Origin of the sequence: Pseudomonas sp. HS-18 (assembly GCF_020401845.1) — a bacterium.
Lineage (GTDB): Bacteria > Pseudomonadota > Gammaproteobacteria > Pseudomonadales > Pseudomonadaceae > Pseudomonas > Pseudomonas nitroreducens.
Window position 1 is genome coordinate 4,646,602 of the sequence record NZ_CP084413.1, and the last position, 13,132, is coordinate 4,659,733.

Genomic DNA, 13,132 nt, shown 5'->3' on the forward strand with positions numbered 1-13,132 from the left:
ACACCGCGCGGGGGCCACCGAGTTCGTCTATTCTCGCGCGAGCGATCCCGCACCCGTACAGGACCGTTCATGTTCAAGACCATCGAATCGGAAGTCGTGAAGCAACACGTTTCACCTGAACTGCGCGCCGAGTTTCTCCAGCATGACTTCGAGCGGCTCAAAGGCTTCAGCCTGCTGGTATTCGGCGTCAGCATCGGCATCTGGCTTCTCTTCGACCTGATCGTCAGCTTCCAGACCGGCCAGGGCTTCAGCTACATCTCGCTGCTGTTCCTCGCAGCCTTCGTCATCCTTTTTGCCCTGACCGCAGTCGCCCGCCGCGCAGTGCATTTCTACCTGATCAACTTCGCCTTCGTCGTGACCTTCGCCTGGGGCGCGCGCCTGCTGATCGAAGGTATTCCCAGTGACGTCCGCCAGGCCTGGCTGGTGATCTGCGCCTCCACCGTGCTCTACAGCGCGACGGTGCTACCACTGAACCGCCCGGCCTTCTTCGCGGTGCTGGCCATCAGCTGGTTGCTGCTCAACCCGTTCCTGGGCAACGTGCCGGAGTTCAACGTGCGACACAGCATGCTGATCTGCTATCCGGTCTTCATCAGCGCCCTCACGGTGTACATTTTCCACCACCTCAGCCAGGCCAAGCTGCACAACTACGCCATGGCCCGCCTGCTGCTGGATCAGGCCTACATCGACACCCTGACCGGGATCCCCAATCGTCGTTCCTTCATGGCGCGGGTAGGCAAGCGCCTGGTGGAAGACGGCGAGAAACGCTACCTGGCGATGATCGACATCGACCATTTCAAACGAGTCAACGACACCTACGGGCACGACATCGGCGACGAAGTGCTGACCCGCGTCGCACTGGCGATCAAGCAACAGATGGGCGACTTCGAGTTCGCCCGGCTGGGCGGCGAGGAGTTCGGCCTCTACCTCTGGGGCCTCGACGCCGACCAGGCGCAGGCACGGCTCGAGCAACTGCGCCAGGCCACCGCCGACCTTCCCGGCCACCCCAGCGTCACCATCAGCCTTGGCCTCGCGCACCTGAGCCTGGAGGGCAACCTCAGCGAAGCACTGATCAAGGCGGACAAGGCGCTCTACAGCTCCAAGCACAATGGCCGCAACCGAACGACCTATTCGCCCTGAAGCTCAGTGGCCATCCTTACTACCCCGCCACCCTGAACAGCGGATGTTTGAGGGCAAATGACCAGCTGTCGAGATGTTTCAATCGGGTATTTGGTACGATCCACGCCTTTGGTTCGGCATCTGCGTGCCGGCCTATCGGGCACTGAGTGAACTATGTACTGGAACTCCCTAGGCAATCTCGAAAGCACGCGCTCACGTGAGGACAGCAACAACTTCCTGCTCATCAGGGTTGTCGCTGCCCTCATGGTGGTTGCTGGTCATTCACTGGGACTGTCAATCGAAGGGACCCCGGAAAACCTGGAAAAAATCACCTACGCCGGCATTCGGCCACACGGCCTTGGCGTGCTTATTTTTTTCTGCATCAGTGGATTCCTGGTTACCGGTAGCATCTGCAAGCGCAATAGTCTGAAGGAATACTCCATTTCGAGGCTGTGCAGGATACTCCCGGCACTATGGGCGTGCATTGCCAGCACCACACTTTTCGCAGGCATCTTTCTCTCCAGCCACCCTCTTCTGGAGTATCTCCAACACCCGGAACTCTTGAACTACGTGTGGAAGAATTCCTTCCTGATTTCAGCGCAGTTCTCACTCCCCTATGTTGACCTCGGAAAATACGGGATAAATGGAAGCCTATGGACCATCCCTATCGAGGCCAGACTCTATCTCTACATAGCCGTCTTCTATCTAGTCGGTGCGCTTCGTAATCTGAAATTATTCACCGTCGTACTCACCATTTTCTGGGGACTCCTCGCCTTCGATCATCTTCCGCTACTGGAAAAAAACACCGAAACACTAAAGCTGACAATCTGCTTCTTCAGTGGATGCGCGCTCTTTCTGCTTCGCCATCGAATCCCAGCCAGCAAGCGGCTAGCTCTCGTGATAACCACACTAGCCCTGCTGATCTACTTCTCTCTGCAGAACAGCGTCCTTATCTACTTCGCCGTGGGATATTTGGCCATACTTCTCGCCTACTCGAAGAAGATCCCGAGCCCTTTCGGAACTGCTGACTACTCATACGGAATCTACCTGTACTCCTTCCCCATCCAACAATGCATCATCCATTCACGACCGGAAATCTCTGCTATTGAACTAGCAATCATCGCTATTCCACTCTCAATGCTCGCCGCCGCCGCTTCCTGGCATTTCGTAGAAAAGCCATTCCTCGACTTGAAAAAATCCTGGCTCGTCAAAGTAGCGAAGATAGAAAAGCACGCGTTGTCGACTGCATCGACATCCGCACAGTCCCCGGACCGTTAACTGGAAAAAAGATGGCAGCAGCTTCGACAAGAAACCAATGGCTGGATATCTGCCGCAGCCTGGCAATTTCCCTGGTGCTATTGTCGCATGGCCGGCATTTTCTCACGCCTGCGTTTCCTGCCGCTCAGAACTTCAAGTTCGGGGGCTTTCTCGGTGTTGAACTATTCTTCGTGCTATCTGGATTCCTGATAGGCGGTATCATTCTGCGCTCGGCCGAAGAGTCTCGCTCTGCCGCATCCTGGGTACCTCTATTCTGGACGCGGCGATGGCTGAGAACACTACCGAACTACCTGCTTTTTCTCATCATCAACATTGCATTGGCGCATTCGATTCGCCCTGCCGAACTACCCAACATTTTCTATTACCTCACTTTCACCCAAAGTCTGGCCTGGCAGCATCCACCCTTTTTCGGTGAGGCATGGAGCCTGGCTGTCGAGGAAATATTTTATTTGTTGAGCCCGTTGCTGATCGCAGTCTTCATGTATTTCGGGGCCACGGCAGAAAAGGCGATGCTGAGAACTGCCGTATTGGTAATACTCGCCAGTACGTCACTACGGCTTCTTGCGCTATTCCTGAACAATCCGACAATGGACGAAGGCCTGAGAAAGATCACCTTCTTCCGACTCGACTCGATTATGTTCGGCGTACTCGCGGCACTTCTCATGAAACGCTATAAGGAGCAGGCAGCGGTTTTCCGGCTGGCAGTGGGGCTTTCCGTTCTGTTTCTCGCATGCGGCTACGTAGCCTCTTGGCCAGACAACAGCCTGAATGAAAGCTATGCGATACGTTCGAGCATTTTCACAATGGCATCGCTCGGGGGAGTGGGATTCATCTTGCTGGGGATGGCCAGTAAAACACGATGGGATATTTCCTTCGTCACCGAAAGGATATCCAGATGGTCTTATTCCGCCTATCTGGCCAATCTGCCAGTCCTGATGTTGCTAATGAAATTCAAAGTTCCGGCGACAGATGGCCTGTCCTGCATCGCCCTATTTTTGGCATTCATATTCCTCACCTTCCTAGTCTCAGCCTTGGTCTACAAGTTCTTCGAAGCCAAAATACTCAGACTACGCGACAAGAAATTCAGCGAGAACAGCCGTACACACGTAGCGCAGTAGAGTGCGATTGGGCACACCACCAGTTTGCTGGAAACCCAAGCTGCGTGGGTGCCGCTGGCCGAGCTTGCAGATGCCAGGCGGCATTCGCTCAGCGATTAGAGATCACTCTCTTATCTGGCGATACATACCGCAGCGAGATGAGCAGGACGCTCGGGCATGCTCGCTGCGTAGGTACTTAGCGGATGACAGAATCGCTGCCGATCTGAATGGTGTCCCGGAGAGGGGTCGAACCTCCAACCTTCCCCTTAGGAGGGGGACGCTCTATCCAATTGAGCTACCGGGACAATCGGGTCGGCATGTTAACCACCGACAAGCGATTTGTCATGCCACCGCCACCGGCGCGGTCCATAATTTTGCCGTCAGCCGGAGAATCACCATGACCTCAGTAGACGGCGCCCTGCCCGACTCCCCCTTCGCCACCTTCGATGTACGCGTCGCCACGGTCGAGGACGCTGCGGCCCTCGCTCCGCTACTGCAGCAACTGGGAACCCGCGACCCGCTGCCCGACACCGCGCTGCTCGCGCTGGCCCTGGGCAACCAGCTACCGTCACGAGTGACACTCATCGCCGAGCGTGATGGAGCCTTGCTGGGCACCTGCACCCTGCACCTGATCGAACACATCGCCCATGGCTTCGCCCGCTCGGCAATTCTCGAAGACATGGTGGTGGACAGCCGTGCGCGCGGCCAGGGTATCGGCCAGGCGCTGATCGGCCGAGCCGTGGAGTGGGCGCGGGACTGGAAGTGCTACAAGCTGGCGCTCTCCAGCCACCAGGACCGGGAAATGGCACACCGCTTCTACGCAGCGATGGGCTTTGCGCCCCACGGTGTCAGCCTGTCGCTGAGCCTGGACTGACCTCAGCTGGCCTGGGCATCCGGCGGGGCGAGCAGGTCCAGCAGATGGCCGACCGTCACCTCCAGGGACACCGAGTTGTCCAACTCCACCAGCGGGCCCGGCAGGCCATCGGCGAAGTGCGCATTGCGCGCCAGGCGCTCCTCGATTTCCGTCGGCGTCTCCCGCCCACGCTTGAGCAGGCGCTGGCGCAGCACACCGGTGTCGACCTTCAGCAGCACCGCGATCAGCTGTGGATAGCGACGGCGGGCTTCGGGCAGGTATTTGCGTGAACCATTGACCAGCACGTCGTGACCGGCGGCAAGCCAGTCATCGATCTCGCGGGGAATTCCGTAGTGCAGGCCATTGGCACGCCAGCTCATGGCGAAAGCACCGGAACGCTCCAGGCGGCTGAACTCCTCGACGCTCACCGAAAGCGCTTCCTCGCCACGCGCTTCCGCGGAACGCGTGATGACGCGCCGGACGATCCGGCAATCCATTGCGGCCAGGGGAACGCTGGCAGCCTGCAATACGCTGTCCTTGCCGGATCCCGAAGGGCCCATCAGGAAAATCAGTCTACCTGGGCTCATAAGACTCTCGGTGCACCGGCGGCTCGGCGCTACTTCAATTCTGATCCGCGGGCCGGATAATACGCCGAGCCTTGTGGGATACCAGTGAAACTCGTGATGAAAGCCCCCTGAAGCGGGCATCCGCTGACTCGCCGCCGGGCGCTGTGCCATCATGAAAGCCTGCGTCGAAGCGGGAGTATCGGGCCGCCCAACGGCAGGCAGCCACGGACGACATATCGACTACGCTGACGGATATGGGCACATCGCCAGCTTTCCCCTTAACTCCCATCTAAAGAAGGGTCTGCCTAGGCGGTCTCATTTCGGACGATTGGTGCTGGCATTTAGCCTTCACCCAAGACACAATATGCCGAAGGTTTGACGTCAAGTTATTGGATATTTTCACAAAAGCTTTGACGACGCGCTGAACGGCCATTGGAAATCGCTGTCAAAGGGCCTGAACGAACGCTGACCCATGGCATCGGCCTCCCTGACTTACAGGTTTAAAGTATGCGCCCATTGAAACAGGCAACCCCCACCTACTCCAGCCGTACCGCTGACAAATTCGTCGTACGCCTGCCCGAAGGCATGCGTGAGCGTATCGCCGACGTCGCCCGCAGCCACCACCGCAGCATGAACTCCGAGATCATCGCGCGTCTCGAACAGAGCCTGCTGCAGGAAGGTGCCCTGCAGGACAACCTGGGCATCCGCCTGGACAGCCCGGAACTCAGCCTGCACGAACGCGAACTGCTGCAGCGTTTCCGCCAGCTGACCCATCGTCAGCAGAACGCTTTGATCGCCCTCATCGCGCACGATGCCGAGATGGCGCAGAACGAAGCCTGATTCGTTCGCGATAACCGAAACAGCCGGCCTTGAGCCGGCTTTTTCATGCCCGTGCTTTCGTGCCCTCCAAATCCGCATGACGGACACAAAAAAGCCGCCTCGCGGGCGGCCTTTTCGGCGGGGCGGGCACTACATCAGGAACAGCGTGGCCAACCCGAGGAAGATGAAGAAGCCGCCGCTGTCGGTCATGGCGGTAATCATCACGCTGGAGCCCATCGCGGGATCGCGCCCCAGGCGCAGCAGCGTCATCGGAATCAGCACCCCCATCAATGCAGCAAGCAACAGGTTCAGCGTCATGGCGCCGGTCATGACGGCGCCCAGCTCCCAGTTGCCGTAGAGGTAGAAGGCGACCAGGCCGATCACCCCACCCCACACCAGGCCGTTCACCAACGCTACGCCCAGCTCCTTGCGCAGCAGGCGGTTGGCGCTGCTGGTCTGGATCTGGTCCAGAGCCATGGCGCGGACGATCATGGTGATGGTCTGGTTGCCCGAGTTGCCGCCGATGCCGGCCACGATGGGCATCAGCGCCGCGAGTGCCACCAGCTTCTCGATTGAGCCTTCGAAGAGGCCGATCACCCGCGAGGCGATGAAGGCGGTGACCAGATTGGTGGCCAGCCAGGCCCAGCGGTTACCGACCGACTTCCAGACCGAGGCGAAGATATCTTCCTCTTCACGCAGACCGGCCATGTTCAGGACTTCGCTTTCGCTTTCCTCACGGATCAGGTCGACCATCTCGTCGATGGTCAGACGGCCGATGAGCTTGCCGTTCTTGTCCACCACGGGGGCGGAAATCAGGTCGTAACGCTCGAACGCCTGGGCGGCGTCATAGCCGTCCTCATCAGGGCTGAAAGTCACAGGGTCGGTGGCCATGACTTCCGCCACGTCCTTGTCCGGATCGTTCACCAGCAGGCGCTTGATCGGCAGCACGCCCTTGAGCACGCCGTCATAATCGACCACGAAGAGCTTGTCGGTATGGCCCGGCAGCTCCTTCAGGCGGCGCAGGTAGCGCAATACCACTTCCAGGCTGACATCGTCGCGGATGGTGACCATCTCGAAGTCCATCAGCGCGCCGACCTGGTCTTCCTCGTAGGACAGTGCCGAGCGCACGCGCTCGCGCTGCTGCGCATCGAGGGTTTCCATCAGCTCGTGGACCACATCGCGCGGCAATTCCGGCGCAAGGTCGGCGAGTTCGTCGGCGTCCATGTCCCGAGCCGCGGCGAGAATCTCGTGATCGTCCATGTCGGCGATCAGGGTTTCCCGCACGGAGTCGGATACTTCGAGGAGGATGTCGCCGTCGCGCTCGGCCTTGACCAGTTGCCAGACCGTCAGACGGTCATCCAGCGGCAGCGATTCGAGGATGTGCGCGATGTCGGCCGGGTGCAACTCGTCCATCTTGCGCTGCAATTCGGCAAGGTTCTGGCGGTGCACGAGGTTTTCGACGAGGTCTTGATGCTGGCCTTCCTGACGGTGCGTCAGGTCTTCCACCAGCTTGTGCTTGTGCAGCAGGTCGACCACCTGGTTGAGGCGGTCCTGCAGGCTTTCCTGCGGCTTCTTGGCTTCTACTTCGGTCATAGCACGCTCCACCCCCAGTGGCAGAACGGGCCAGAGGGGATCAATACATCAGGTCGTGTTTACGCAATCGGGGTTCTGAGTAACTACTGGGTAAGTCCATGGTGGTGTCCCATGCGCCCATCGAGGGCAGATGCGGGAAATGATAACACTCCGGGGTGTATTGCGCGTTACAAAATGGCGGCTAGAACAATCGCTTGCAGGTGAAAGTTCACTGCCGAATCACTGCCCGGTTCGACGCCCGAAAGCTCCCACAGGACACCCGGCTCCGACTGACAAATTCCACTCCTAGTCTGCAGGCAGGCCCGCCATCATGGAGGAACCATGCGCCTGTCTGCCCTGCTCTATTTGCTCCTGATTTCACAAGTACCGACCAGCCAAGCGGCCTCTGTGTTCCGCTGCACCGCAGCCGATGGCAGCGTGCTGTTCAGTCAGTATGGCTGCCCAACCGAACGGCAGCAGGAAATCCAGGAAGCCAGTAATCAAACACCCGGCTCGGGCGAGCCAGTTCCCATGGCCGCGGTAAAGGCGCCGGCACCACAGAAGGCTCCTGCACGCAGCAAGGGCAAAGGCGGGGAACTCGAAGATCACTCACTGGTTATCGTGGGAGAGCAGCAGAACGGTTGCGGCAACCGCGTTACTGGCAGCGCGCGGCGCAAGGCGATCATCGAAGGCAGGATCAAGACAGGCATGACCCGCAGCGACGTCGAGAGCGCGTTCGGAAAGCCGGATAAGGTCAGCCAGCACAACGAGACGCTGCGCTATCACTATGACGCGAACAAGAGGCACGGCGCGCGTACCGTGACATTCGACGAGGACGGCTGCGTGACGGGCAAGGCAAAGCGCTGAGCACGCTGCGAAGACTTTTTCGAGAGCAAAGAAAAAGGGCCTGCATTTCTGCAGGCCCTTCCGGTATATGGCGCACTCAGGAGGATTCGAACCTCCGACCGCTCGGTTCGTAGCCGAGTACTCTATCCAGCTGAGCTATGAGTGCGTCGTTGGTAAAGTTTAACCAGATTCACCAACTGGTTGCAGCTAATGGCCTTTCAGCCCTTTCGCCACTGAAGCCCCGCTTTCGCGTTGCCTCGTATATGGCGCACTCAGGAGGATTCGAACCTCCGACCGCTCGGTTCGTAGCCGAGTACTCTATCCAGCTGAGCTATGAGTGCGCTGATGAGGGCGCAAATTCTAGAGCGATTTTTCTGATTCGTCAACAAGATTTTTCAATCTTTTCAGTAACTTACGTTACCTGACAAACCATCGCACCAGAGGATGCAATGGCGGAGAGGGGGGGATTCGAACCCCCGACACCCTTTTGAGGTGTACTCCCTTAGCAGGGGAGCGCCTTCGGCCACTCGGCCACCTCTCCGCAACACGGGGCGCATGATATCCATGTTTTCCCCGTTTGCAAAGAAAAATTTTAGAAAAATTAATGGTTTGGTTCTTGGTCTTTCTCTTTCTGGATGCGCTGGTAGATTTCCTCACGGTGCACAGCAACTTCCTTCGGCGCATTCACACCGATACGCACCTGATTTCCTTTGACGCCCAGTACAGTCACGGTGACGTCATCACCGACCATCAGGGTCTCTCCGACCCGGCGAGTCAGAATCAGCATTCCTTTCTCCTTACGTGTTACGGGATAAGCAGTCTGCAAAAAAAGAAATGGTGGCAGATTCGTATAGATCAAGTGCACGAATCCTTCACCCAAGTATTGACCAGTCCTGCCGGAAAGAAAGTTCCTGTCAGACAGTCAAAAACGACAAAAGGCGCGGGGTAGCCGCGCCTTTCGGTAGTTCTCGCCTTACTCGCCCTGTCGGGCCGGGGCGTCGAGTTCGAAAGCGGTGTGCAGGGCACGGACCGCCAACTCGAGGTACTTCTCTTCGATGACCACGGAAACCTTGATTTCCGAGGTGGAGATCATCTGGATATTAATGGTCTCCTTGGCCAGGGCTTCGAACATGCGGCTGGCCACACCGGCGTGGGAACGCATGCCGACGCCGACGATGGAAACCTTGGCGATGTTGGTGTCGCCGGTGGCTTCGCGCGCACCGATGCTGGCGGCGGTCTGCTTGAGGATTTCCAGAGCGGCCTGGTAGTCGTTGCGGTGCACGGTGAAGGTGAAGTCGGTGGTGTTATCGTGCGCGACATTCTGCACGATCATGTCGACTTCTACATTGGCGGCACTGATCGGGCCGAGAATCTTGAAAGCAACGCCGGGGGTATCCGGTACGCCACGGATGGTCAGCTTGGCTTCGTCGCGGTTGAAGGCGATGCCGGAGATGATCGGCTGTTCCATGGATTCCTCTTCATCAAGGGTAATGAGGGTGCCCGGACCCTCCTGGAAGCTGTGCAGCACGCGCAGCGGGACGTTGTACTTGCCGGCGAATTCCACCGAACGGATCTGCAGCACCTTGGAACCGAGGCTGGCCATTTCCAGCATCTCTTCGAAGGTGATCTTGTCCAGGCGGCGGGCCTGCGGCACGACGCGCGGGTCGGTGGTGTAGACGCCATCGACGTCGGTGTAGATCTGGCACTCATCGGCCTTCAGCGCCGCCGCCAGGGCCACGCCCGTGGTGTCGGAACCGCCACGGCCGAGGGTGGTGATATTGCCGTGCTCGTCCACACCCTGGAAGCCGGCGACCACGACCACGCGGCCAGCCTTCAGATCTGCGCGAATGTTCGCATCGTCGATGCTCAGGATACGCGCCTTGGTGTGGGAACTGTCGGTCAGGATACGAACCTGGTTACCGGTGTAGGACACCGCCGGCACGCCACGCTTCATCAGCGCCATGCTCAGCAGGGCGATGGTCACCTGCTCGCCGGTGGAGACCATGACGTCCAGCTCGCGCGGGATCGGCTGATCCATGATCTGTTTGGCCAGACCAATCAGGCGGTTGGTCTCGCCGCTCATGGCGGACACCACTACGACGATGTCGTCGCCCGCTTCACGGAATTTCTTCACCTTCTCGGCTACCTGCTCGATTCTCTCGACGGTGCCGACGGAGGTCCCTCCAAACTTCTGTACGATCAAAGCCATTTCAAAAGCCGCCTGATTCCTGAAGGGCGCCCATTAAACATGCATCACCGCATGCTGCCAAGGCCCGCCGGACGCGCTGCGGGCCCCGTATTTCAGGGCCTTTAGAGGCCCTGTTCGACAAATGTCACTGCCAGCGCCAGCGCTTCGTCCAGCTTGCCGGCATCCACGCCACCGCCCTGGGCCATGTCCGGGCGACCACCGCCCTTCCCGCCCACGGCCGCAGCGGCCTGCTTCATCAGATCGCCAGCCTTGAGCTTGGCGGTCAGGTCCTGGGTCACGCCGGCGACCAGTACGACCTTCTCTTCGAACACGCCGCCCAGCAGGATCACACCGCTGCCCAGCTTGTTCTTCAGTTGGTCGACCAGCGCCAGCAGCGCCTTGCCATCGAGGCCGTCGAGACGCGAGGACAGCACCTTCACGCCACCGACGTCCACGGCGGAACCCGCCAGGTCGTCACCGGCTGCGCTGGCGGCCTTGGCCTTGAGCTGCTCCAGCTCCTTTTCCAGCTGACGGTTGCGCTCGATCAGGCCGGACAGCTTGTCCAGCAGGTTGTCGCGGCTGCCCTTGACCAGGCCGGCCGCTTCCTTGAGTTGCTCTTCGGCGCCATTCAGGTAAGCCAGCGCAGCAGCGCCGGTGACCGCTTCGATACGGCGCACGCCGGAGGCCACACCGCCTTCGCTGGTGATCTTGAACAGGCCGATGTCGCCGGTACGGGACACGTGGGTGCCGCCGCACAGTTCGACGGAGAAGCTGCCACCCATGCTCAGCACGCGCACCTGATCACCGTACTTCTCGCCGAACAGCGCCATGGCGCCCTTGTTCTTGGCGGATTCGATGTCGGTCTCTTCGGTCTCCACCTCGGAGTTCTTGCGGATCTCGGTGTTGACGATGTCTTCCAGCTGTTTCAGCTGCTCGGGCTTGATCGCCTCGAAGTGGCTGAAGTCGAAGCGCAGGCGCTGGCTGTCGACCAGCGAGCCTTTCTGCTGGACGTGATCGCCCAGCACCTGGCGCAGCGCGGCGTGCAGCAGGTGGGTAGCGGAGTGATTCAGCGCAGTGGCCTGGCGCACGGAGGCGTCGACTTCGGCTTTGACAGCCGCGCCAACGCTCAGGCTGCCCTGGGCAACCACACCGTGGTGCAGGTGCGCGCCGCCGGCCTTGGTGGTGTCGCGCACGTCGAAGCGCACGCCGGCACCCTGCAGGTAGCCGCTGTCACCGACCTGGCCGCCGGACTCGGCGTAGAACGGGGTCTGGTCGAGGACGACGACGCCCTCCTCGCCTTCGTTCAGTTGCTCGACGGCCTTGCCGTCCTTGAACAGGGCGATGATCTGGCCGGCACCGGAAACGCCCTGGTAGCCGAGGAAGCGGGTGTCGCCGTCGACTTTCACCAGGCTGTTGTAGTCCATGCCGAAGGCGCTGGCGGAGCGGGCACGCTCGCGCTGGGCCTCCATCTCGCGCTCGAAGCCTTCCTCGTCGAGGGTCAGGCTGCGCTCGCGGGCGATGTCGTTGGTCAGGTCCACCGGGAAGCCGTAAGTGTCGTACAGCTTGAACACCACGTTACCGGGGATGACGCTGCCCTTGAGCTCGGACAGGTCCTGCTCGAGGATCTTCAGGCCCTGCTCCAGAGTCTTGGCGAACTGTTCTTCCTCGGTCTTCAGCACGCGCTCGATGTGCGCCTGCTGCTGCTTGAGCTCGGGGAAGGCTTCGCCCATCTCGCCGACCAGCGCGGCCACGATCTTGTGGAAGAAGGTGCCCTTGGCGCCCAGCTTGTTACCGTGGCGGCAGGCGCGACGGATGATGCGGCGCAGCACATAGCCACGGCCTTCGTTGGACGGCAGTACGCCGTCGGCGATCAGGAAGCCGCAGGAACGGATGTGGTCGGCCACCACTTTCAGCGACGGGGCGTCGTCGTTGGCGCAGCCGATGGCGTCGGCCGACGCCTTCAGCAGGCTCTGGAACAGGTCGATCTCGTAGTTCGAGTGGACGTGCTGCAGCACGGCGCTGATGCGTTCCAGGCCCATGCCAGTGTCCACGCTCGGCGCCGGCAGCGCGTGCATGACGCCGTCCGCGGTGCGGTTGAACTGCATGAAGACGTTGTTCCAGATCTCGATGTAGCGGTCGCCATCTTCTTCCGGCGAGCCGGGCGGGCCGCCCCAGATGTCGGCGCCGTGGTCGAAGAAGATCTCGGTGCAGGGGCCGCACGGACCGGTGTCGCCCATCGCCCAGAAGTTGTCGGAGGCGTATGGCGCGCCCTTGTTGTCGCCGATACGGACCATGCGCTCGGCCGGAATGCCGACTTCCTTGGTCCAGATATCGTAGGCCTCGTCATCGGTGGCGTAGACGGTGACCCAGAGCTTGTCCTTGGGCAGGTTCAGCCACTTGTCCGAGGTGAGGAATTCCCAGGCATAGGTAATGGCATCGCGCTTGAAATAGTCGCCGAAGCTGAAGTTGCCCAGCATTTCGAAGAAGGTGTGGTGGCGCGCGGTGTAGCCGACGTTTTCCAGGTCGTTGTGCTTGCCGCCGGCACGCACGCACTTCTGGCTGGTGGTGGCGCGGGTGTAGGCGCGCTTTTCCAGGCCCAGGAAGCAGTCCTTGAACTGGTTCATGCCTGCGTTGGTGAACAGCAGGGTCGGGTCATTCGCGGGGATCAGCGAACTGGACGCTACGCGGGTGTGCCCCTTCTCTTCGAAGAAGCGGAGGAAGGCTTCACGGATTTCAGCGCTTTTCATAGGTTCTTCCACGGAAAAATGCGGCCACGAATCGCCGGCAAAGGGCCGCA

Annotated in this window: 11 protein-coding genes and 4 tRNA genes; 6 read left to right on the forward strand and 9 right to left on the reverse strand. The window is 60.0% G+C overall.

Annotated elements, in window-relative coordinates; all coding sequences use genetic code 11:
• The first annotated feature begins 69 nt into the window (after nucleotides 1-69).
• From LDJ84_RS21590 to LDJ84_RS21600, 3 genes are all read left to right on the forward strand, one after another.
• Complete coding sequence (locus LDJ84_RS21590; protein WP_065085001.1) at nucleotides 70-1,137, forward strand: sensor domain-containing diguanylate cyclase; 1,068 nt, start codon at nucleotides 70-72, stop codon at nucleotides 1,135-1,137.
• Between the two features lie 153 nt (nucleotides 1,138-1,290).
• Complete coding sequence (locus LDJ84_RS21595; RefSeq protein WP_065085002.1) at nucleotides 1,291-2,394, forward strand: acyltransferase family protein; 1,104 nt, start codon at nucleotides 1,291-1,293, stop codon at nucleotides 2,392-2,394.
• 11 nt (nucleotides 2,395-2,405) lie between these two features.
• A complete protein-coding gene (locus LDJ84_RS21600) occupies nucleotides 2,406-3,512 on the forward strand; it encodes an acyltransferase family protein (RefSeq protein WP_226045394.1) in 1,107 nt (368 codons plus the stop codon).
• Between the two features lie 207 nt (nucleotides 3,513-3,719).
• Here the strand turns inward: LDJ84_RS21600 and LDJ84_RS21605 are convergent.
• Nucleotides 3,720-3,796: transfer RNA gene (locus LDJ84_RS21605), tRNA-Arg, on the reverse strand.
• Nucleotides 3,797-3,888: 92 nt separating this feature from the next.
• Here LDJ84_RS21605 and LDJ84_RS21610 point away from each other — a divergent pair.
• The gene (locus LDJ84_RS21610) at nucleotides 3,889-4,365 is read left to right on the forward strand and encodes a GNAT family N-acetyltransferase (RefSeq protein ID WP_054907252.1); all 477 of its coding nucleotides are present in this window, start codon (nucleotides 3,889-3,891) and stop codon (nucleotides 4,363-4,365) included.
• Nucleotides 4,366-4,367: 2 nt separating this feature from the next.
• Here the strand turns inward: LDJ84_RS21610 and phnN are convergent, their stop codons facing one another.
• Entirely contained in the window at nucleotides 4,368-4,904 is a 537-nt protein-coding gene (phnN, locus tag LDJ84_RS21615) for a phosphonate metabolism protein/1,5-bisphosphokinase (PRPP-forming) PhnN (RefSeq protein WP_263987022.1), read from the reverse strand.
• Nucleotides 4,905-5,417: 513 nt separating this feature from the next.
• On the opposite strand from phnN, the gene amrZ reads away from it, so the two are divergent.
• A complete protein-coding gene (gene amrZ / locus LDJ84_RS21620) occupies nucleotides 5,418-5,750 on the forward strand; it encodes a transcriptional regulator AmrZ (RefSeq protein ID WP_024764908.1) in 333 nt (110 codons plus the stop codon).
• Between the two features lie 129 nt (nucleotides 5,751-5,879).
• On the opposite strand, the gene mgtE is transcribed toward amrZ, so the two are convergent.
• Complete coding sequence (gene mgtE, locus LDJ84_RS21625) at nucleotides 5,880-7,322, reverse strand: magnesium transporter (protein WP_038803637.1); 1,443 nt, start codon at nucleotides 7,320-7,322, stop codon at nucleotides 5,880-5,882.
• A 321-nt stretch (nucleotides 7,323-7,643) separates the two neighbouring features.
• On the opposite strand from mgtE, the gene bamE reads away from it, so the two are divergent.
• Complete coding sequence (gene bamE / locus LDJ84_RS21630) at nucleotides 7,644-8,168, forward strand: outer membrane protein assembly factor BamE (protein ID WP_065327872.1); 525 nt, start codon at nucleotides 7,644-7,646, stop codon at nucleotides 8,166-8,168.
• A 68-nt stretch (nucleotides 8,169-8,236) separates the two neighbouring features.
• On the opposite strand, the gene LDJ84_RS21635 is transcribed toward bamE, so the two are convergent.
• The 6 genes from LDJ84_RS21635 to alaS all read right to left on the reverse strand — a co-directional run bounded on the left by LDJ84_RS21635 (nucleotide 8,237) and on the right by alaS (nucleotide 13,082).
• A tRNA-Arg gene (locus LDJ84_RS21635) sits at nucleotides 8,237-8,313 on the reverse strand.
• 98 nt (nucleotides 8,314-8,411) lie between these two features.
• Nucleotides 8,412-8,488 (reverse strand) — tRNA-Arg (locus tag LDJ84_RS21640).
• Nucleotides 8,489-8,597: 109 nt separating this feature from the next.
• Nucleotides 8,598-8,688, reverse strand: a tRNA-Ser gene (locus LDJ84_RS21645).
• 60 nt (nucleotides 8,689-8,748) lie between these two features.
• On the reverse strand, nucleotides 8,749-8,934 hold the full coding sequence (gene csrA / locus LDJ84_RS21650; protein WP_003085981.1) for a carbon storage regulator CsrA: 186 nt from the start codon (nucleotides 8,932-8,934) through the stop codon (nucleotides 8,749-8,751).
• 186 nt (nucleotides 8,935-9,120) lie between these two features.
• Entirely contained in the window at nucleotides 9,121-10,356 is a 1,236-nt protein-coding gene (locus tag LDJ84_RS21655; RefSeq protein ID WP_037011532.1) for an aspartate kinase, read from the reverse strand.
• Between the two features lie 101 nt (nucleotides 10,357-10,457).
• On the reverse strand, nucleotides 10,458-13,082 hold the full coding sequence (alaS, locus tag LDJ84_RS21660; protein ID WP_065327873.1) for an alanine--tRNA ligase: 2,625 nt from the start codon (nucleotides 13,080-13,082) through the stop codon (nucleotides 10,458-10,460).
• Nucleotides 13,083-13,132: the final 50 nt, after the last annotated feature.